Annotated in this window: 16 protein-coding genes; 10 read left to right on the top strand and 6 right to left on the bottom strand. The window is 42.2% G+C overall.

Annotated elements, in window-relative coordinates; genetic code table 11:
- The first annotated feature begins 66 nt into the window (after positions 1-66).
- From VEZ01S_RS13730 to VEZ01S_RS13705, 5 genes are all read left to right on the top strand, one after another.
- Positions 67-6378, top strand: a complete 6312-nt coding sequence (locus VEZ01S_RS13730) for an RHS repeat-associated core domain-containing protein (RefSeq protein WP_021714653.1) — start codon at positions 67-69, stop codon at positions 6376-6378.
- A gap of 749 nt (positions 6379-7127) precedes the next feature.
- Complete coding sequence (locus tag VEZ01S_RS13720; RefSeq protein WP_021714651.1) at positions 7128-7541, top strand: hypothetical protein; 414 nt, start codon at positions 7128-7130, stop codon at positions 7539-7541.
- 420 nt (positions 7542-7961) lie between these two features.
- Positions 7962-8387 (top strand): hypothetical protein, encoded by a 426-nt coding sequence (locus VEZ01S_RS13715; protein WP_021714649.1) that lies wholly within the window; start codon positions 7962-7964, stop codon positions 8385-8387.
- 115 nt (positions 8388-8502) lie between these two features.
- Complete coding sequence (locus VEZ01S_RS13710) at positions 8503-8793, top strand: helix-turn-helix domain-containing protein (protein WP_021714648.1); 291 nt, start codon at positions 8503-8505, stop codon at positions 8791-8793.
- A gap of 215 nt (positions 8794-9008) precedes the next feature.
- Positions 9009-12149: a DEAD/DEAH box helicase gene (locus VEZ01S_RS13705; protein ID WP_021714646.1), complete on the top strand. Its 3141-nt coding sequence runs from the start codon at positions 9009-9011 to the stop codon at positions 12147-12149.
- 141 nt (positions 12150-12290) lie between these two features.
- Here the strand turns inward: VEZ01S_RS13705 and VEZ01S_RS13700 are convergent, their stop codons facing one another.
- The 3 genes from VEZ01S_RS13700 to VEZ01S_RS13690 all read right to left on the bottom strand — a co-directional run bounded on the left by VEZ01S_RS13700 (position 12291) and on the right by VEZ01S_RS13690 (position 14012).
- Complete coding sequence (locus tag VEZ01S_RS13700) at positions 12291-12605, bottom strand: hypothetical protein (protein WP_021714645.1); 315 nt, start codon at positions 12603-12605, stop codon at positions 12291-12293.
- A gap of 10 nt (positions 12606-12615) precedes the next feature.
- Positions 12616-13074, bottom strand: a complete 459-nt coding sequence (locus VEZ01S_RS13695; RefSeq protein WP_235868511.1) for a tyrosine-type recombinase/integrase — start codon at positions 13072-13074, stop codon at positions 12616-12618.
- A gap of 71 nt (positions 13075-13145) precedes the next feature.
- Entirely contained in the window at positions 13146-14012 is an 867-nt protein-coding gene (locus VEZ01S_RS13690) for a YicC/YloC family endoribonuclease (RefSeq protein ID WP_021714643.1), read from the bottom strand.
- 147 nt (positions 14013-14159) lie between these two features.
- Here VEZ01S_RS13690 and rph point away from each other — a divergent pair, with 147 nt between their 5' ends.
- Both rph and pyrE read left to right on the top strand, forming a co-directional pair.
- The gene (gene rph, locus VEZ01S_RS13685; protein ID WP_021714642.1) at positions 14160-14873 is read left to right on the top strand and encodes a ribonuclease PH; all 714 of its coding nucleotides are present in this window, start codon (positions 14160-14162) and stop codon (positions 14871-14873) included.
- A 106-nt stretch (positions 14874-14979) separates the two neighbouring features.
- On the top strand, positions 14980-15621 hold the full coding sequence (gene pyrE, locus VEZ01S_RS13680; RefSeq protein ID WP_021714641.1) for an orotate phosphoribosyltransferase: 642 nt from the start codon (positions 14980-14982) through the stop codon (positions 15619-15621).
- Between the two features lie 61 nt (positions 15622-15682).
- Here pyrE and VEZ01S_RS13675 read toward each other — a convergent pair whose 3' ends face one another.
- The gene (locus tag VEZ01S_RS13675) at positions 15683-16609 is read right to left on the bottom strand and encodes a D-2-hydroxyacid dehydrogenase (protein ID WP_021714640.1); all 927 of its coding nucleotides are present in this window, start codon (positions 16607-16609) and stop codon (positions 15683-15685) included.
- Positions 16610-16688: 79 nt separating this feature from the next.
- Between VEZ01S_RS13675 and VEZ01S_RS13670 the strand changes: the two genes are divergently transcribed.
- Complete coding sequence (locus VEZ01S_RS13670; RefSeq protein ID WP_021714639.1) at positions 16689-17276, top strand: YjaG family protein; 588 nt, start codon at positions 16689-16691, stop codon at positions 17274-17276.
- A 58-nt stretch (positions 17277-17334) separates the two neighbouring features.
- Here VEZ01S_RS13670 and VEZ01S_RS13665 read toward each other — a convergent pair whose 3' ends face one another.
- Positions 17335-18453, bottom strand: coding sequence for a CNNM domain-containing protein (locus tag VEZ01S_RS13665; RefSeq protein ID WP_021714638.1), 1119 nt, complete (start codon positions 18451-18453; stop codon positions 17335-17337).
- A 261-nt stretch (positions 18454-18714) separates the two neighbouring features.
- Between VEZ01S_RS13665 and hbs the strand changes: the two genes are divergently transcribed.
- Together hbs and VEZ01S_RS13655 are read left to right on the top strand one after the other, a co-directional pair.
- Positions 18715-18987: a non-specific DNA-binding protein Hbs gene (gene hbs / locus VEZ01S_RS13660; protein WP_021714637.1), complete on the top strand. Its 273-nt coding sequence runs from the start codon at positions 18715-18717 to the stop codon at positions 18985-18987.
- Positions 18988-19026: 39 nt separating this feature from the next.
- The gene (locus tag VEZ01S_RS13655; RefSeq protein WP_021714636.1) at positions 19027-19722 is read left to right on the top strand and encodes a DUF1481 domain-containing protein; all 696 of its coding nucleotides are present in this window, start codon (positions 19027-19029) and stop codon (positions 19720-19722) included.
- A 101-nt stretch (positions 19723-19823) separates the two neighbouring features.
- Here VEZ01S_RS13655 and purD read toward each other — a convergent pair whose 3' ends face one another.
- Positions 19824-21113: a phosphoribosylamine--glycine ligase gene (purD, locus tag VEZ01S_RS13650; RefSeq protein ID WP_021714635.1), complete on the bottom strand. Its 1290-nt coding sequence runs from the start codon at positions 21111-21113 to the stop codon at positions 19824-19826.
- Positions 21114-21206: the final 93 nt, after the last annotated feature.

The raw sequence follows: 21206 nt of genomic DNA, 5'->3' as shown, positions 1-21206 counted from the left end.
ACCTGCCACTTTGGCATGCTTCATACACTGACTAGCAAATCAAAGGATGGATTGAGTTGGTAGAGCATGAAAAAGTGGTTTGGATTATGGGTTGTTTTTTTCTTACTGGTGTATTCAGGTAAGCACGCGTATGCCGTAGAAATATCGGTTTTAACGGAATGTCAGGGGGCATTATCGTGTGATGGTCCCAATGAACCCAATATCCCCGACAACGATGATGACGATACTACTGGCGGTGATCATGATGTTGATCCTACCCCCGACCCCGTTGAGGCTGATGTCTCGGCGATTCAATCTGAAGTTTCTGATATTAAAGCCAATACAGTTGACGCCGCTGAGGCAGCTGGACTAGAAGCCGATAAAAATGCACTCGCTGCGGATGCCCAAACAGATGAGTCGCAAACTGCTCATGAGCAACAGCAACAACAAGCTAGCGAAGCAAGTGCAGAAGGCGATGAGAGTGATTGTCCTGTTGAATTATATTCTGGGTGCAAGATAACGCGTGAGATTGATTATTCCCACCCTGTATTTTCTTTGGTTAGACAGCATCGTATCAGTCAAGGATCAGCTTGGTCTTTGGGGGCGGGGTGGCATACATCTTTAGATAGCCGAATTATTTGGGGGGTGGATGTTGAACTACAGCCCTTGATCGAACTTAACCAAAATTCAGTCAATCAATATCAGCTGATTATCGATGGCATTGAGCAAGGCATCGATAAGTTAACTTACTCATTTAAAGACCGCCTTGCTTACAATGAGCAGCAGGTACAACAACAGATATCAGCAGCGATTGCTGAACTGGAAACACAGCAAGCCGTTTATATTGCGAGCAGAGATCAAGCTCAAGCGAAGTTAGAAGCGTTAACAAAGCGAAATCAAACCTCCCATAACTATCGAGAGCGTAATCGCTACGTGGTAGATAAGGCGTATTCATTTGAATATGAAATTGGCCTAAATAAGTTAAAGTGGATCGCCCCAAATGGCAGTCGAAAGTTATTTAGTATTGATGCCACAACCTCTAGCATTGCACCGATTCAAGGGCACAATGCGCATTTACAGATTGATGAAAACGGGGCGTTTATCGTCTCTACTCCTGAGGGAGTAACCTATAAATACAATTCCCAAGGCTTGTTAGTCACCGTTGAGCAAAACAATGGGCGCAGCGTGACAATTTTTCGAGACAGTCAACAGCAAGCAGTCCGTATGAGTGATGAGCTGGGGCGTTCTGTGTCTTTCACTTACGTTGACGGGCGCTTAACGGAAATAATCGATCAAGCAGGTCGAACCGTTAGCTATGCATATCAACAAGGAAAACTCAGTGATGTTATTCAATTTGATGGCGCTAAGCATCACTATCAATACCAGTATCAAGATCATCCTTTAGCTCTAACTTTGAAATCAGACGCTGAAGGAAATACTGCTTTTTATCTTTATCGACAACAAGACAATAAAACGGTGGTAGATACGCAGATCGACCCTTCTGGGAATTTGTTTCGCTATCAGTATGACTTTCCAAATCGAACGACTACGGTGATAAACCGAAATCATACCCGCACTCGATATCAGTACAGCATCAACAACCAAATCTTATCCAAAGTGTATGAATCCGATGGTAGCGAAATCAACAATGTTTATGACGACAACGGCAACTTAATGGTTGAGTACGATGAGTTAGGGCAAACAACACAATATCGTTATGACCTATATGGCCGAGTGCTATCGAAAACAGACTCTATGGGGCGCACTATAGACTACGAGAGAGATGAGGCGGGCAGAGTTGTCTCTATGATCAACAATGCCGGTGATGAAACTCAGTTTGTCTATGATCAGAGCGGCCGAGTAGAAACAATTGAATTAGCCGATGGTTCAGTGGTTGAAGAGCATTGGGTTAATGATGTACTCATCCGACGTATCGATGAAGAAGGTCATTATACAGAATATCAGTACAACGATTTAGGGTATCCCACCCGCGTAGAACAGTTCGACTCGGAAACGCCGATAGAGCAAAGGTATGTTCGAGACACCGAGTTTGACCAAATAGGTCGAGTATTAACGGTTTCTGAAGGGACCCGCGCTCTTCCTTCAGCGCAATGGCGAGTGACACATTATGAGTATCTCAGTGATGATGGTCGAGATTTAGACTCTCCAACACGCATCATTGACCCGTTAGGCCGTGAAGCGATTATGCGCTATGACTCCAATAGCTTGCTGACCTACCGACAAGATTTCTCGGGCGTTAAAACCTACTTAACTTATACCCCAAGAAAGAAGATTGCGACTAAGAAAGTGCTCATGCCTTCTTTAAAGGGGGAGGTCGAATATTTTACTCAATATCATTATGACTCAGAAAATAATTTAGTGTCAGTAACGCTTCCGCATGGCGCAGTGTGGCAATACCAATATGACTCACGTAATCGGTTGATTCACTCTTCGATTGAAGGTACCGAGATCAGTCGATCATACACTTATGACGCTGCGGGTAATCGTATTGCGGAAGTCGATAGTCATGGCAGTACAACTTATTTTCAGTATCACCCTGATCGACAACTGCAATCCATAGCCAATCCTTTAGGGAATGTGGTTGAGCACTATTACGATGATGTAGGACGGCATAATGCCACGTACGATCATGAAAGAGGATCGTATGTAGAGCACTATCTATATAACGCGCTAGGACATGTGATTCAAAGCCGTGATGGTAATGGTAACGACACATATTTTACACTCAATGCGTTGGGTAATCCGCTGTCAGTCTCGTTGCCAAATAGCACACAAGCTCGTGTATCCAGTGAATACAACTGGCAAGGGGAGCTCATCCATTACAACGATGCGAGTGGTGGTGAAATACACTTGCAATATGATGCGTTTGGTCAAGTCGTTTTAGTGACGGATTCAGAAGAAGGGGTTGAGCAATATCAATACGATGCATTAGGTAGAAAAACCTTACACATCAACAAATCAGGGCTACTCACTCAATGGCAATACGATCAGCAAGCCAATCAGCTGGTGGTCACGCAAACTCAATCTGATACAGACAAAAGCATTCTATTGATTGGTAACCATCGCCAAAGTAGTAAAATTTATGATTTGCTAGGACGCTTGATTGAATACCATGATGCGGCTGAGCAACGTTGGCGGTTTGAATATAATCAGCAGGGATTATTGTCTTCCATCCACTTTCCTGACGGTAGTCAAACATCTCGGCAGTATAGCCTGGCAGGGTTTATGACGGCAGAAATCATCACTCATGCTCAGCAGTCGAGAGAAAGCTATTTTACCTATGATGGCGAAGGACGATTATTGACTGAGCAACTGCCTTATTATCGCCTTGGTAGCGTGAATCGATATCGTTACAACGATTTAGGCTTACTAAGTTCAGTGACAATGCCTGATGGTACGTCTTATCAGTTTTACTATGATAGGGCAGGGCGAAAGGTTTCCCAAGTTAACCCTCTTGGGTACCAAGAATCTTGGCAGTATGACGCGAATGACAACGTGGTCAGTTACACCGATGCAGATGGCTATAGTTGGCACTATTCCTATAATGCCGATAATCAAATTGTCCAAGTAATTGATCCTGAAAATGGGCACCATGCAGCCACTCAATATACCTATGATGCAATGGGACGATTAACATCCAGTACCAATCAACTTGGTCATACCCAGCATAGGCTATTAGATTCACTCGGTCGCCTGATTGGCTCTCAAGATGCATCTGGCAATACGACCCGTATTCAGTTAGATAGTGCAGGTCGGGCAATCGCGATAACTGATCGTTTGGGAGAAGCCAGATATCAACAATATGATGCTTTTGATCAATTGATTTCACAAACCAACCCTCTAGGCCACACCACCACTTTTGAATATGATGCACTTGGGCGGACATCCCATCAAACAGGCGCGCTCAACGGTAGTCAGCATTGGGGATACAATTTCCGCAATCAGGTGACGAGTTATTCCGATCCACTCCATCAGACAACCCGTTATCAATATGATGGCTTCGGTAATGTCTCAGAAATAGAGCAGGCAAATAGCACCGTTACTCGCTACTCCTATAACGCTGCAAATAAGTTGATAGAGATTACTTCAGCGACAGGCTCACAGCAGTCATTTACTTATGATGATATGGCAAGGCTAACGACATTTACTAACGAATTAGGTGAGCAGTGGCACTACGACTATGACTTAGCTGGGCAGGTAACACACGCTTATCAGCCTGAACAAAATACCAATATTCAGTTTCAATATGATCAGCGAGGTCATCTTACTGAGCGTCAGTACGTCCATCAAGGGCAGTGGCATAGTGAGGTATTGAACTACGATGGGTTAGGGCGCCTTGCTAATATTGATAGTCCTGAGTTAGCGGAAAATTATCATTATGATCCGGCAGGTCGACTCATTCAGGTTGATAATCTCAAACTGGGGCAAAGTTTTAGTTATGAATACAACACTCTTGGAGAAAGAACGTATAGCCAAGTGGGCACTGATGAAGGTGTGTATTATCATCGTGATGCAGAGGGGAGAGTAGTCAGCCTTGAACGTAATACAGCTGATGGCACCCTTTCATTTGAGCTTAGCTATGATGCAAGTGGTCAGCTTTTACAGATCGATTACCCAAACCGAAGTCGCCGAAGTTTAGAATACGATGCCGTCGGTCGAATTATCCGTATTGTTATCGAACAGCAGGAATATAAAGGTAATCGCTGGCGAGACAGTTGGAGCACCATCGAGGTTCTGACTTACCAATACGATGGGGCTGGCAATGTTATTGCACAGAACAGAAAGTCTGAACACGGCGATAGCGATCAATGGGCGTACTTTGAATATGATCAAGTAAATCGAATTATCAGCGCCGATTACCCGAATCAAGATGATATCGAATTTAGTTGGGATGATGTAGGGAATCTTACGCAAAAACAGACTAAAACAACCACGTATACATACAGCTATAACCAAGCCAATCAGCTAGTAGAGATGCAAGGGCATAGACTACCGGGTTTCTCTTGTGACGATAATAGCTGTGAAAATGACGAATCAATCGACTCTCATAACTTTGTTTATCAATACGATGCCAATGGCAACCTGGCGAGTGTTAGCAATGGCAATGAAGTGCAGATCTATCAGCATGATCCGCTAAATCGAATGACTGAAGTGATAAACCCCGATGGGTCAAGTGTTCAGTATGGATATGATGCGAGATCTCGCCGAGTGAAGACGGTGCGTACAGTCCAAACTACCATCAAACAAAACGGGAACTCTAATCAGTCAGCTCAACTCAATCAAACCACTTTATATAGTCATTATGATGGTCGCCAAGAGCAAGGACAGTGGCAAGATAACGATGCAGGGCTTACTCCATTTAGATCTCTGACTCTATTGCCTGATTCAAATCACCCCTATGGAAAAGTCCTACATCAAACCCTATACGAATCAACCTCAAGCCTAGTACAAGCCAGTGGCACTAAGGGCGCAGATACCAGACACCTTTACAATCATCATGATCGCTTAGGTAGCACTATCCAAGTGTTAGACAGCACTGGCACTTCAGCGATGCGACTAGGCTACAGTCCATTCGGCCAGACCTATCGTAAGCACAATGATAAAACCTTTTGGAAAGAAAACGCGGGTGTTAATGCGAACAAGCAGTTGGGCCAACTCATGCCATACCAATACACAGGCAAGTACACCGAAAGCAGTACAGGATTAGTCAACTTAGACGCCCGTTGGTACAACCCGCACAGCAGTCGTTTTATCCAACCTGACTACTGGAGTTTAAAGAACACATACCTCCCTACTGAAATTCAACATGAGCTAATAAAAGCAACCAGTCTTAATACCGACATGCTGCTACGTGATCCTAACCAACAAATGTCCTATGGTTATGTGAGTGGCAATCCGTTTTTCTGGGTGGATCCGTTTGGGTTGGCGGCTTATCACAATTATGGAGCCGTAAAAGAAACCAATTATAGTTACTCTACAGCTAAAGATTATATAGGGTTCCATACTATAAGGGATGATGAAACCAGAGAGCGCTTACGAGAGATATATGATTCTGCTGGGTTCAACTTAAGTACTTTAGGTGTTGTCATCTCATTTTTTCCCGGAGGAGCTGTAGTTGGTGTCGCGGTTAGTGGTGTTGGATTTGCTTCTAGTATTGGCGCTGCACTTTTAAGTGATGACCCAAGTGAAGCTTTATCGAAAGAGATATTTTCCGCTATCGTACCTACTAAAGCTATTGAGCGACCAGTGGCTTTTTATAAGGGAGCTAAATCTCTTTCAGAATCTATTGGGCGTTGGTTTGACGGTGGTGTTGAGCTAGTAAAGCATGTATTTAGTGAAGGGTTATCTCTAGTACTAGATAAGGAGCCTGACTGTTGAAAATCGAAAGAATTTATTTAAGTCCTATTGCAGCATATTTGTTTAGACTAATTTTATTATTGCTTGTTGGGTGGTCTTCATATGTTGTTATTGACCTTGTTGTGAATGAATTTGAGCAGCCACAGACAATCAAATGGGGCATTGAAATTGATTTCTATAGCTACTTGATGCGACATGTAGCTGTAGACTTAATAGGGTTATATATGTTGTTTTTTGTAGTAAAGGTCAAGAGGTAGGGTTATGTCTCCTTCTAAGAAGGAAACAGTACTTAATTTGAAATATTATTAATCCCTATTTTTTATGATAGATATAATTACATGTTTATACTTTAATAAACAATGGTTTTAAATATGAAACTAACGATAATTTATTTAAACAAAAATAAGTTGATATTTGTAAAGATTGCTCTTTTTTTTGTATTTTGTCATTTAGCAATCAACTATATGAATCAGTAGTTACAGGGATTACACCTAATATAGATAGGTACGAAGCATGGAGCTTGGGTGATACAGGGTATGTATTAAAATATTCAACATTCGTATTTGTATCCTGTTATTTTTTGATATTAGGTTTTCGTTCTAAATAGAATTACTATTTAAAAATGAGCCTTACACTTGAAGATAAAGAAACTGTATTTGACGCTTAAATTTGCTTTCATACAGAGAGATTGTTTAAAACTCTAATAGAGTGATTTATCTTAAAAGAATATGGAATATTTTAGAGTTTAGCCAGGCTGAGGGAGTTTTAGTGTGTTATTAAACAGATTTTTATTCACGCTCTTGTTATTTTGGTTTTCTGGAAACGGGCAAGCTGATGACTCAATAGAAAATTATATCAATGGCCAAATGAATAACTTTGTTGGAGTTCCTTTACTTCAAGCAAGTGAAAAGGTTTTTGGAAGCGCACCTCCTGAATTTAATCAATACATTAAAGGTCTGGAGGATACTTTTGGTAGGTATGAAGAACACAGTATTGTATTGGTTAAAAAGATCTCTAATCGCTCAAACTACATATATATTGAAATGAACTTAGAGAAAGGTGCTGCATATTTAAAGCTACTAGTTTATAAGGAGAAGAATGCACAATGGAGGATTAACTTAGCAACAGTAGATAAAGTTCCTGAAAATGTAATTAATGATCTTGATTTGTTGAATTGTAAATGATTTTTCTATTACTACTAAAGGTTATTTTGACGATATGAAACTTACTGTAATTTATGTATCAGCTAATAAATTGGTGTTAATTAGAATGTTGTTAGTTTTAATAACATGCTTTACTGCTTCTCAGTTATATGAATTAATTGTTACTGGTGAAACCTTGGGTCGAAGTAAATATAAAGCTTGGGAAATGCCATACATAGCTTCTTTTATTCAATATATAACCTTTATTATTATGAGTTGTTATTTTCTGTTTTATGGTTGTAAGCGTAAGTGATAATATTTATATTTTGTACTATTAATAGTGCAGGTGTATAACTTACTGATTATTAAAAAGGCTATAGTGTTTTTACTATTCGCTTGGTTGAGACTATTTAGTATAAGAAAAAGTAAATATTACTTTGTTAGATTAAATATAGGATTCATATGTTATTAAGAGTAATCACATTATTATTAATCATAAATTTTTCTCCTTTCACCCTTGCTTCTGATTCGGTAAAAGAATTAGTCAATGATAAAGTGAGTTATTACTTCACCCATTCAGCTGAAAAGACAGCAAAGTATTGGTCTCCATTCAGCGATGCACCTGCACCCGTTATTGATGCTTTAAAGCGCTATGAGTCACGATACGGGAAGCCAACTTCTTACGATACGATAGCAATAGAGGAGGTAACTCCTAGAGTTTCTATAGCCTTTGTGGCGATTAATTATGAGAAAGGGGCAAGCTTTCTTCGACTACAAGTATATCTAGATAACAATAATAAGTGGTCTTTGATGTTTGTCAGTCTAAATCCTGAACCGTTTGGGTTAGTGCCAAACGTGATTACTTTTAGTAAGAGATTTAGTCACTAGGGGTCAGACCCTTCCCCTATCATATGATGGTTTTTATTTATAATGGACATTATTGTATCCATAATTAAGAGTTAAACGCTATAATGGGTGTTATTGTGTCCATTTTTGGTTGCTTATGAACTTTTTGCTTTTAGATGATGCCGATGTAAGTCAAGCCTTTGCTATTCACCTGCGTAGATTACGTAAGCAAGCGAAGCTATCGCGAGAGGCACTTGCCCTACGTAGTTGTGTACCAGCTTCGACAATTAAAAAATTTGAACTCACTGGGCAAATCTCATTTCGCCAACTATTGCTTTTATGGCAATCGTTGGATTCATTAGACAGGCTTTATCAACTGACACAAGCAACTACTGATCGTGCCACTTTACCAACCAGTATAGAAGAGGTACTTAAAGATGAGTTTTAAATCCATTTAAAAGCTGAATGTGGAACGAACTCTCACAACGGGAGAAATCGTATCGGTGGGTGTACTAGCACAAAACCATCAAGGTGTTTTCTTTCAGTATGATAAAAGCTATCTAAGTAGATTTGGCAATTTATCACGATATGTCATGAGATTAGATTCGCTTCTTCGATTACAACCTGGTGTAATAAATCAAAATATCGAGATAGAAGTAACGCATGCAACAGATTGGCATTTATGAACAACTCATTACTCAATTGATAGAAAATAGAGTAGATCGTGAACGTTATTATGTTGGTGAACGCGCGTTAGATGGAGCAGAGGCATCGGTTTGGCTTTCGCGTTTTTTATCGCAAATTATTGAATATGCGATTGATGCAGTGCCTGCTAGTGATGACAGATTACACCATCAAATAGCACTCTCTAATCAACTGCTTTTGTGGCTAAAAGAGCAGATTCAAGACAAAGATCTGATAGAAGATAACTTACTCAATAGTCAGGGAAAAATCTTAACGGCTCTGTATGAACTAGAGAACCCTGTTTCTGCGGATCTAAAGAACTACATTGACGATATATTCCCTTTGACTGGGCTAACTCAAAGTGAGCTTTTCTGTGGGAGTAATGCGGGTTTATCTCTAGAGTCTGAGATAAAAAGAGAAATCTTATCTGCGAACAAAATTTATTGGTTGGTCTCATTTATCAAATGGACAGGGATACGCATTTTTCGCAAAGAGTTGGAAGCATTTACCAATAGTGGTGGTGAACTTAAAATTATCACTACTTCGTACATGGGGGCGACAGATGCCAAAGCGGTAGAGTATTTGGCGAGCCTACCTAATACCGAGGTTAAGCTCAGCTACAATACTACTCGCGAACGTTTGCATGCGAAAAGCTATCTATTTTTGCGCGATACAGGTTATCACACCGGTTATATAGGCTCTTCTAATTTATCTCATTCGGCTTTAACCAATGGATTAGAATGGAACTTAAAAATCACCTCACAAGAGATACCTCATATCATTCAAAAGTCTTTAAGTACCTTTGAAACGTACTGGGCATCCCATGATTTTGAAGTTTTTACTGGTGATACGGTAAGTGTCGAAAAACTTAGGCATGCTTTAAAGCAGGAGAGAGGCGAAACCCATAAAGAAGTCTCTCACTTTTTTGATATCACCCCTTTTCCTCATCAAAACGATATATTAGAACAATTAGCTGTCGAACGAAGCATTCATAAACGGTTTAGGAACCTTGTCGTGGCGGCTACAGGGACAGGAAAAACCTTAATCTCTGCATTTGACTTCGCTCGTTTTAGAAAACAAAACCCCAATGCTACTTTTTTGTTTATTGCCCATAGAGAAGAGATTCTAAAGCAAGCTTGCTCTGCCTATCGTGGTGTACTGAGAAACAGTGATTTTGGTGAGCTTTGGGTTGGCAATTATAAACCTGAACACTATCGACAGTTATTTGTGTCAGTACAAACATTTAACCGAAATATTGAACAGTTAAATCTCACCTCAGATTACTATGATTATATCGTTGTCGATGAAGTGCATCACATCGCGGCTCGTAGTTATCGAGCCATCTTAAAGCTCTTTCAACCTCATGTTTTACTTGGATTAACCGCTACTCCTGAGCGCCATGATGGCGGTGATATTTTAAGTGACTTTGGTGGCGTGATAGCCGCTGAATTGCGCTTACCCGAAGCCATAAATCAACGTCACCTTTGTCCATTTCAATACTTTGGGATCGATGACGATACAGATTTAAGAACAATCCCTTGGAGTCGTGGTCGCTACGATATTGCACAACTTACCAATGTCTATACTCACAATCAAAGTCGCTTTAATAAGATATTACTGAGCCTACAAGAGATCATTACAGACTTAAGCGGTATGAGAGCATTAGCTTTCTGTGCAAGCCGTGAGCATGCTCAATATATGACTCAGCAATTCCTATTGAAGGGAATTAAAGCCGATATCTTAACAAGCGATAATAGTGATGAGCGCCAACAAAAGCAGCAAAGTCTACGTATTGGTGACATTAATGTGCTTTGCGTTGTTGATATATTTAATGAAGGTGTCGATATTCCAGAAGTGGATACTTTGCTTTTTTTAAGACCTACCGAGAGTTTGACTATATTTTTGCAACAGCTTGGTCGAGGTTTGAGACTAGCAGATGGAAAAGAGTGTTGTACGGTTTTAGATTTTGTGGGTAATTCTCGTCCTGAATATGATTTTGCCAATAAATTTAGAGCTCTCGTAGGAAAAAGTAAACGCGCGATTACTGATGAGATTAAGCAAGGATTTCCTGATGCACCTCTGGGTTGTCGTATCGAATTGACTAAACAAACTCAAGCGATGGTATTGCGAAATATTCGACAAGCATCCATGACGCTAGCTCGTTTGGTGAGCATGATAAGGCAGTACCCGCAACACTCAGAGTTACCTTTGACTCTATCTAACTTTTTAATCCAACACCCTCATGTTGATTTGAACGATATGTATAAAAAGGGTTGTTGGGAGGAGCTAGTTGATAAATCGCAAGATAAAGTGAGTGAGTCATCATCAAATAACCTACATTGGAAGATGTTCCAAAAAGCGGTTTTTAATCGTATTTTAGCTTGTGATGATCATGATTATTTGAGCTTTTTAAAACATCTCTGTCTTACCAATTTTGAGTTAGCTGAAAGTAATAATCGGCAGGCACTTATGTGTCACTACGATTTCTGGCAAAACACAGGGCCTACTGTAGGGTTTGATTCATTAGCCGAGAGCTTCTCTTCTTTGCGAAAGCTAGATATCGCGTCTGAGCTTGCGAGTGTTTTAGATTGGTTGTTGAGCAAAACCAAATATCAACAATTAACTATTTCTGATTTGCCAAGTGTGCCTTTGAAGCTGCATGCTCGGTATGCGCGCGACCAAATTTTGGTGGCTTTTGGCGCAACAACGTTTGAACGAAAATCTCCGGCAAGAGAGGGAGTGCTTGTTCTTCAAGATCAAAATATTGAATTACTATTTGTGACGTTGGAAAAAGATGGAAAGCAGTTTTCACCTACAACTATGTATCATGATTATGCGATTAATGAGCACTTATTCCACTGGCAATCTCAAAATAGTGCCCGCCCGGATCGTGGTAAAGGGTTAAGCTATATACAGCACAGACAGAATAAAAAACGCTTGTTCTTATTCGTGCGTGAGCAAACAAAAGATCAGTACGGTCGTACCATGGGTTTCGTGAATTATGGGGAAGTTGACTATGTCAGTCACACAGGTTCACAACCTATGAGTATCACATGGAAATTAAGGCATGCCATGCCAAACTTCATGTGGCAACAAGCTGCAAAATTAGCGGTGGGATAATTTAAAAATAAAAAGCGGGGTCAGGTCTTGAAATTTGCAGATGCAAATTTCAAGACCTGACCCCGCTTTAGCTATTAATTAGATTCATACTTGCTTTTTTATTCTCTGGGTTGTGATGTCTTGAGAGGTGAATTCGGGCTGTTAATAGTCCCTATTTGATTTGTACAACTTATCAAAATGCTTATTTGCTTCTTCAGCATTGAGACGTTGCCGTTCTTCCAGTAGCCGAGTGTTGTATTCCAGCAACTTTTGAATAAATACATCAAAGAAGCCGAGTGGTAACACTAGGCAGGTCAGCAGAGCAATGATCATTAATTCAGGAAGCCACTCAAAGCCACTGAAATAAGCTGTGGCGATAGCGAAAGCGAGTATGACCTTAAGCCATTTAACGTAGCGACAGAGTTTTAGTGCTTGCTGAATGTTGTCTTTATGGTGTTGTTCTTCATTAGGGTTCACGGACTTTCCCTCATTTTATTCTTTTGCTTGGTGGGATGATCTTGTTGTCACCATTAACTATTGGTGCCAGCTTTTCAGAGAGCTTGTTTAATGCTTTTCTGCGCCTGTCCAGATAATCATGGCGGTTGTAGATTCCTTCCACGCCTTTGAGCTTGTGGTTGAGGCAGCGTTCAGCAATATGCCCCGGTGTCCCGACTGCCGCTAACAGGCTTCGACAAGTGCGGCGAAGATCGTGAATAGTGAAGTGTGTGACCCCTGCTTTGCCAAGTGGGTTGTCATAAGGTTGTTTATTGCTATCGACTTTCTGCCCAAAGAGCTTTGCCAGTGCGTGATTCAGTGTGTCATCAGAGATATAGGCACGGCGCTTACTTGCTCGTCTTGATGGAAATAGATAATCGGAACCACAGGCGCGAATGTTTAATTCCTCAAACCACGGAATTGTTGCTTGGGGTAGAGGGGTAGTAGTCACTAAGGGGTCAGGTCTTGAAATTTGCATCTGCAAATTTCAAGACCTGACCCCGCTTTTAGCAATTAATTCAATTACTCAATGTTCTGGATCTGCTCACGCATCTGCTCAATCAACACCTTCAGTTCAACGCCAGAAGCGGTGATATCTGTGCTAATAGATTTAGACGCTAGCGTGTTCGACTCACGGTTGAATTCTTGCATCATGAAGTCTAGACGGCGGCCTACTGCGCCACCTTTTTTCATAATGCTGGTGGTTTCTTTTACGTGAGAGTCTAGGCGGTCTAGTTCTTCTGCTACGTCAGATTTTTGTGCTAGAACGATAAGTTCTTGCTCAACGCGAGATGAGTCTAGTTCGATAGAGGCTTCTTCAAATTTGTTGAGTAGACGGTCACGTTGCCATTGTAGGATTTCTGGCATGCGAGCGCGCACTTTAACCACTTCGTCGGTGATGGCGGCTAAGCGTTGGTCGATTAACGCTTTCATGTTTTCGCCTTCACTTGCACGAGCGTCAAGGAAGTCAGCTATGGCACCTTCAAAGCCCGCTAACAGATCTTTGTTTACGCTGTCCATGTCTTGCTCTGGTGTTTCCATCACGCCTTGCCATTGCATCACTTGGAATGGGTTGATGCGGTTGTCTTCACCGGTCATTTCCATTACTTGTTTAGCGGCATTGATGACTTGTTGTGCTAGGTCTTCATTGATGCTTAGCTCACCTTTAGCGCTTGGGTTTGCTTCGAAGCGTAGGTGACATTCCACCTTACCGCGAGCTAAACGCTTACGAAAGCGGTCGCGAAGGATAGGCTCAAGGCCACGGAACTGCTCAGGTAAACGGAAATAGGTTTCTAAATAACGTTGGTTCACAGAGCGGATTTCCCATACTGCGTTACCCCAATCGCCTTTCACTTCTTTACGCGCGTAAGCGGTCATGCTGTAGATCATTGAATTACCTTTATTCATCACATCGGTGTGCGTCTATATTGCGGGCAATCTTAGCACAAAACCTAGCGACTCCCTAAAGTCGCATCCTGTTTCATGATGCTATATAATCTCGAACAATTTCATACCCAATAATTTAGGTGACTTTCAATGCGTCCAAACGATCGTGCAGTAGATCAGGTTCGTCCTATTAAAATGACTCGCAACTACACCGCTTATGCAGAAGGTTCTGTATTGGTGGAGTTTGGCAATACCAAGGTATTGTGTAATGCCTCTGTTGAAGAGAATGTCCCTCGTTGGTTGAAAGGCAAAGGTAAAGGTTGGGTAACTGCGGAATACGGTATGTTACCTCGCGCGACGCACACTCGTAACCGTCGTGAAGCGGCCAGTGGCAAGCAAGGCGGCCGCACTATGGAAATCCAACGTCTGATCGCTCGCAGCCTACGTGCTGTGGTTGATTTAGAAGCGATGGGCGAAATCATGGTCACCGTGGATTGTGATGTAATCCAAGCTGATGGCGGTACACGTACTGCATCAATTTCTGGTGCTAGTGTAGCTATGGCGGATGCGTTCCAAAAATTGGTTGCAGCAGGCAAGCTAAAAGCGAACCCTATGAAAGGCCATGTATCAGCATCTGTGGGTATTGTTGAAGGTGAGGGTCGTTGTGACCTTGAGTATGTTGAAGATTCAGCCGCTGACACTGATATGAACGTCGTTATGACCGAAGAAGGTAAAATGATTGAAGTTCAAGGTACAGCCGAAGGCGAACCGTTCTCGCACGAAGAGTTGATGGAACTATTGGCTCTGGCGCAAAAGGGCATCGCTGATATCATCGAAGTGCAAAAAGCGGCACTGGCAGAATAGTTTTTTTAAATAGCTCCTAGCGGGGCTATTTTTTTGTCTCCGTTTGGAGATGCGTTAATCCAGTATAGAAATACCGAAATATTTAGATCCTATAAGAGAGAAAAGAATGAAAGCATACCAGCGTGAATTTATTGAGTTTGCACTTGAGAAACAAGTTCTTAAGTTTGGAGAGTTTACTCTAAAATCGGGCCGTACGAGCCCTTACTTCTTTAACGCTGGCCTGTTTAACACTGGTCGTGATTTGGCACGTTTAGGCCGTTTTTACGCCGCTGCATTAGCTGATTCTGCAATTGATTATGATGTGCTATTTGGCCCTGCGTACAAAGGCATCCCAATTGCTACAACGACTGCAGTTGCACTAGCGGATCATCATGATACCGATAAGCCATACTGTTTTAACCGTAAAGAAGCCAAAGATCACGGCGAAGGTGGCAACCTTGTCGGTAGCCCACTAGAAGGCCGTATTATGCTGGTGGACGATGTAATCACGGCAGGCACTGCTATCCGTGAATCTATGGAAATCATCCAAGCTAACGGTGCAGATCTGGCTGGCGTATTAGTTGCCATTGACCGTCAAGAAAAAGGCAAAGGCGAGCTTTCAGCTATCCAAGAAGTGGAACGTGATTTTAACTGTTCAATCATCTCTATCGTTAGCCTAACTGACCTTATTACCTTCCTAGAAGAGAAGGGTGATAATGCTGAGCAACTTGAATCAGTAAAAGCTTACCGCGCGCAATACGGCGTATAAGTTTTCGCTTAAAGCATAAAGAACTAATAAAAAACGCCACTACTGTGGCGTTTTTTTCGTTTTAATAACCTTTCTTAAAATCGACCATCGCCCGCAAAGGCTTTTCTTCTAACCAGCGTTGATAATTGTCTTTAAACAGCCCCATAACCTGAGGTGGAAAACTGTGCGCGGCATTGTGCGGAGTGACTGTGACTTTTGGGTTTTGCCAATATGGGCATTGCTGAGAAATTGGTTCATTCACGAACACATCCAAAAAGGCATGCTCTAGGTGCTCTTCCTCTAAAGCACTCAGTAGCCCTTGTGCATCAATAGCATCGCCGCGCCCCACATTAAATAGTAGCGCTTGTTTACAGTGGCTTAAACTCTGTTTATTGAGTATTCCTTTAGTTTGCGCGGTATTGGGTAATACTGACACTACAATATCCGCCAAGCTCAAAGCACGATTCAGCTCAGAAATAGGCAGTACTTCATCAAATTGTCCATCCGCCGGTGTGTTTCCACTAGAGTTTACGCCGATCGTCGTTAAACCTAACGCTTTAGCAGAAACGGAAAGGTGCGTACCGATAGAGCCTGTTCCTAATATCACCATGCTCTTTTCATTGAGACAGACATATGGATGTGGTTGCCATAATTGTTGCTTTTGTTGTTGCTGATAAAGGTCAAAGTGGCGAAAGTGTGCGATAGAGTACCCCAGTACATACTCACTGATTGGTTGGCCAAATATGCCTTTTACATTGGTGAGCAGATAGTCTTTACGTGGTGCTGGTTGAGTCAGAGGGTCGACACCCGCATAAATTGATTGCAGCCATTCTAGTTTGGGAAACTGATGAATTACTTCAGCGGCCATGGGTGGAGAGGCTAATAATATATTCGCTATTGATGGATCTTCAGTAATTTCAAGTTGCGGTAAATCCGCGTTTTTCAGTAGTTGAAGATATTCTGCCTTGTTTTTCGACAGGACATAGAGGTATTGAATAGCAGTTTTCATCGAAAGCGCGTCCCTGTTTCTTTGTTATTTGGGTGTTATCAAGTACACTTTTGCTGTTTTCCCACAATTGTGAGTCGTTATGTTACAGAATCCTCTTCAGGTTCGTATTGAGAAACTAGAACCTTGGCAACAAATCACTTTTATGGTCAGTTTGTGTGAACGTATGTACCCAAACTATGCCATGTTTTGTCAAACAACGGAATTTGCCGAGGCACGAATCTACCGAGATATTCTCGATAGCATTTGGGAGCTACTGACCGTCAAAAGTGCGAAGGTAAATTTTGAGCGCCAATTAGAGAAGCTTGAGGAGTTGGTGCCAAACGCTGATGAATTTGAGTTTTACGGTGTTTATCCAGCTATCGATGCCTGTATGGGGCTTGCTGAGTTAATACATGCGTTATTGGATCGCGATCTTTTGTCTGAAGCGGTACAAAACATTAGCCAACAGTCAGTGATGACAGTAGCTGACCTTGAAGTTGCGCAAGGTAGTGATGAAATTACTAACGACAATCAAAAACAAAACGAAGCCGTTTGTGAAGAGTGGGATGTACAGTGGGCAATTGCCCGTCCGCTACGTGAATGCACTGAGCGTGATATCGAATTGATTAAAGATTTGCGTGCAGAATTACGCGATGACGGCATTAGTAACATTGGTGTGCAGCTTTAACCTGCCTGCCCAATGAAGTGAAAAATAAAACGGGAGCCTATTAAGGCTCCCGTTTTGCTTATTTACTGTTGGAACCTGAGTGTGGGTCGGTCTCGCTATTTGGGTTTTTATCCGTATTGGGCACTTCATCGTCATTGCTGATAATCACGCCGTGTTTTTTGGTCCATTGCTCCCAGCGCTCGTGAGCGACTTGTTGCATGTCTCGATTTTTATCAGCCTCATCAACAATCTCTTGTCCTAATAAAAACTCAAAAATATCTTCTAGTGTGACAATACCTTGCACCGTTCCGTATTCATCAACGACTAACGCAATGTGCAGTCTTTGCGCCAGCATATTGGCAAATACTTTGGGCAAAGTGCTGTTGTTCAAAAATACATGAATGGGACGCATCACATTGCCTAATAGCTCAGTCCCTTTATGTTGCTGTTGAAGTTTGAATAATTCTAATCGATGCACAAAACCACAAATATTGTCTTTTTGCTCGACATACACCAAAGGTCTAGAGAAGGGAGTGTCTTGATGTTTCTCTAAAAACTCATCAATAGACAATGAGGCGTTGACACGAAAAACGACGGGGCGAGGTGTCATGGCTTTAGTGACTGATACATTTGGCAGGTTGAGTAAATTATTCAGAATGCGTGTTTCGTCTTCACCAAATTCATCCGATTCTTCTGCCAAAATCGCCATAGCTGACATTTCTTCACGCAGTTTAGGTTCAACATTACCACGAGAAAGGCGTTTGGTGATTTGCTCAGAAAACCACACAAAAGGTCTTAGCCCCCAAACCATCCAATTTAAAATATTGGCCGATAACGGCGCAAGTTGACGCCAGTAAGTTGCACCTATGGTTTTTGGCACAATTTCAGAGAGTACTAAAATACCCAAAGTCAGTACCGCAGAGAAAACGCCAAGCCATTCGCTACCAAACACAATGGAGGCTTGAGCGCCGGCACTGGCAGCCCCTATGGTGTGTGCAATTGTATTGAGCGTGAGTATGGAAGCAAGAGGGCGATCGATATCTGACTTTAGGTTGCTCAATCGGCTCGCCGCAGGGTGGCCTTGTTGTCTTAATTGCGCAATGTAACTGGGGGAGATGCTTAGCAGAACAGCCTCTAACACCGAACAGATGAACGAAACTCCAATGGCGATAGAAACATAAATTGTAAGAAGTAACATAGTACCTTATGTGAACATTTAGTGAACAAATTGGCTGTATTCAAAGTGGTGACAGCCAATAATAGATAGTTTGTAAGTAGGTGCTTAGTGTTGAAAATTCAAGCATCAAGCACGTTGATGCTGGTGAATTTGTGAGTTGAATTGCAGAATGAGTTAAAAAATGTTCGCTTGAACCGAAAGATCACCCGCAACCCTTTGCCAGATGGAGCCTTTATGATTTAGAGTGGCTTTGTTCTCAAACATTTTAGAAGGGAAACCCTAATGAACAAGACCCAATTAATCGATGCAATTGCAGAAAAAGCAGATTTGTCAAAAGCTCAAGCAAAAGCAGCTCTTGAAGCGACTTTAGAAGGCGTAACTGGTGCTCTTAAAGAAGGCGACCAAGTTCAACTAATTGGTTTTGGTACATTTAAAGTATCTCATCGTAACGCACGCACTGGTCGTAACCCTAAGACTGGTGAAGAGATTCAAATTGCAGCGGCAAATGTTCCTGCATTTACCGCAGGGAAAGCGCTGAAAGATTCAGTGAATTAATGTAAAATACGCCGAGTGTCATCGCTCGGCGTATTTTTTATGAAACACCTCATTACTTCTGCTTTAGCTATTTTAACCCTAGCGGGTTGTTCTTCTGCTACTACTCCATTGCGTCAAGCAAGTTCACTTACTGAATACTCAGGCGGTTACGCCGACGATTCTAAAACTGCTCTATATTGGTTAACACAACGTGTTGATTCCCCAGAGACCAGTGCCGATAGTGTGACTTTTAAAGATAAGACTTGGTACAAGAGCCACTACATTTGGGGTGACAATAATCTCCAAGAAATTATCCGCACTGGCGAAAAACTCTCAAGCTCCGACAAACTCGTGCCTTATCAAATGAGATTGCGTTTTAGTGGCAACGGCGAGGCGGTTTATCAACGCTTGCGTCTCAACGGCAAAGTTATCCCAATGGATAAAAACCAGATTGCGGAAGTGAAACAACAAGCGAACGACTTAGTGAGTACCGGTAAGGTGCAACAAAAACAAGGGGTCGAGTTGATTCAAGGTTACTGGGAGCGTGGAGTCTTTATGACTTGTGAAGGTCGTGCATTCAACAATATTGAATTGAAAGACAAATTACCTACAGTCGTGATTGACCGCTTAAAAGATGAAGAAAACTTTGCTGCCTTTGTGGGAGAGTATCAAAGCAAAAAAATCGTAGTCGATAAATTGCTGATACTGAAACATGGCAATGTAGATTGTATCGAAAAGCCGAACTTAAAAAGCTAACCGTTAGCGTCACGAATTTTTAAGTACGCTTGATTGCAAAGCATCATTTATTAAAAAAGCCACTTCAATGAAGTGGCTTTTGTCGTTTTAGCGTCGCGAGACTATTTTTGCTGTTCGCGAGCAATCGCGCGGTAGCCAATATCGTTGCGATGGAACATGCCATCCCAAGAGACTTGTTTAGTTAGCTCGTAAGCGCGCTGTTGAGCTTCAGAAACGCTATTACCCAGCGCTGTAGCACAAAGTACGCGTCCGCCGTTAGTCACTACATCGCCCGCTTCGTTGTTTGCCGTACCTGCATGGAAGATCTTTTGACCTTCAACTTCAGTGCTAGGTAGAGAAATTACATCGCCTTTTGCGTAGTCAGCAGGGTATCCGCCAGCGGCAAGAACCACACCGATAGAAGCGCGAGGGTCCCATTTAGATTCGGCTTCATCCAGTTTCTCGTCAATTGCCATTAGGCAAAGTTCAACAAGATCCGATTCCATACGCATCATGATAGGTTGAGTTTCTGGGTCACCAAAGCGGCAGTTGTACTCGATTACTTTTGGTGTACCGTCAGCATCAATCATTAGACCTGCGTATAGGAAACCTGTGTAAGGAGCGCCTTCTGCATCCATACCGCGTACGGTAGGGTAGATGACTTCTTCAAGAATGCGATTGTGGATTTCTGGAGTGACTACTGGCGCAGGAGAGTAAGCACCCATACCGCCAGTGTTAGGACCTGTATCCTTGTCACCCACGCGTTTGTGGTCTTGGCTAGTCGCCATAGGCAGTACGCTAGAGCCATCAACCATAACGATGAAGCTGGCTTCTTCGCCTTCTAGGAATTCTTCGATCACTACGCGGCTGCCAGCATCGCCAAAGGCATTACCGGCTAGCATGTCTTTGATTGCGTCTTCAGCTTCAGTAAGAGTCATCGCAACGATAACGCCTTTACCTGCCGCAAGGCCGTCAGCTTTCACTACGATTGGCGCGCCTTGCTCACGTACGTAAGCAAGTGCTGGTTCAATTTCAGTGAAGTTAGCGTAAGAACCCGTAGGGATCTTATGGCGAGCTAGGAAATCTTTAGTGAACGCTTTTGAACCTTCAAGCTGAGCTGCTGCTTGAGTTGGGCCAAAGATAGGAAGACCGGCTTCACGGAAGGCATCAACCACACCGATAACCAATGGTGCTTCAGGGCCAACGATAGTTAGCTCGATGCTTTTTTCTTTGGCAAAAGCCACTAAAGCTGCGATATCTTCAACGCCAATGTTTACGTTTTCAAGTTTTGGTTCTAGCGCTGTACCTGCATTACCTGGTGCAACAAAAACAGTTTCAACATTTGGGTTTTGCGCGGCTTTCCAGCCTAGAGCGTGCTCACGACCGCCAGCACCGATGATTAATACGTTCATGTTTAATCCTCAACTTTTAAATTCTTAAAAGCCTCTCAAATCTGAGAGGCTAATTTTAATTGCATTGCTAATCGTCTAGAAAACTCAGAACAA

Origin of the sequence: Vibrio ezurae NBRC 102218, assembly GCF_000467185.1 — a bacterium.
In the GTDB taxonomy this organism is placed as follows: domain Bacteria; phylum Pseudomonadota; class Gammaproteobacteria; order Enterobacterales; family Vibrionaceae; genus Vibrio; species Vibrio ezurae.
The sequence above is the reverse complement of the archived record's forward strand: the minus strand, read 5'-3'. Positions and strand labels throughout refer to the sequence as shown.

What these genes read in the sequence shown, in the direction of transcription:
- VEZ01S_RS13730 (WP_021714653.1), top strand. Translation starts at nt 67, where the DNA reads ATGAAAAAGTGGTTTGGATTATGGGTTGTTTTTTTCTTACTGGTGTAT.
- VEZ01S_RS13715 (WP_021714649.1), top strand. Translation starts at nt 7,962, where the DNA reads ATGTTATTAAGAGTAATCACATTATTATTAATCATAAATTTTTCTCCT.
- VEZ01S_RS13710 (WP_021714648.1), top strand. Translation starts at nt 8,503, where the DNA reads ATGAACTTTTTGCTTTTAGATGATGCCGATGTAAGTCAAGCCTTTGCT.
- VEZ01S_RS13705 (WP_021714646.1), top strand. Translation starts at nt 9,009, where the DNA reads ATGCAACAGATTGGCATTTATGAACAACTCATTACTCAATTGATAGAA.
- VEZ01S_RS13690 (WP_021714643.1), bottom strand. Translation starts at nt 14,012, where the DNA reads ATGATCTACAGCATGACCGCTTACGCGCGTAAAGAAGTGAAAGGCGAT.
- rph (WP_021714642.1), top strand. Translation starts at nt 14,160, where the DNA reads ATGCGTCCAAACGATCGTGCAGTAGATCAGGTTCGTCCTATTAAAATG.
- pyrE (WP_021714641.1), top strand. Translation starts at nt 14,980, where the DNA reads ATGAAAGCATACCAGCGTGAATTTATTGAGTTTGCACTTGAGAAACAA.
- VEZ01S_RS13675 (WP_021714640.1), bottom strand. Translation starts at nt 16,609, where the DNA reads ATGAAAACTGCTATTCAATACCTCTATGTCCTGTCGAAAAACAAGGCA.
- VEZ01S_RS13670 (WP_021714639.1), top strand. Translation starts at nt 16,689, where the DNA reads ATGTTACAGAATCCTCTTCAGGTTCGTATTGAGAAACTAGAACCTTGG.
- VEZ01S_RS13665 (WP_021714638.1), bottom strand. Translation starts at nt 18,453, where the DNA reads ATGTTACTTCTTACAATTTATGTTTCTATCGCCATTGGAGTTTCGTTC.
- hbs (WP_021714637.1), top strand. Translation starts at nt 18,715, where the DNA reads ATGAACAAGACCCAATTAATCGATGCAATTGCAGAAAAAGCAGATTTG.
- VEZ01S_RS13655 (WP_021714636.1), top strand. Translation starts at nt 19,027, where the DNA reads ATGAAACACCTCATTACTTCTGCTTTAGCTATTTTAACCCTAGCGGGT.
- purD (WP_021714635.1), bottom strand. Translation starts at nt 21,113, where the DNA reads ATGAACGTATTAATCATCGGTGCTGGCGGTCGTGAGCACGCTCTAGGC.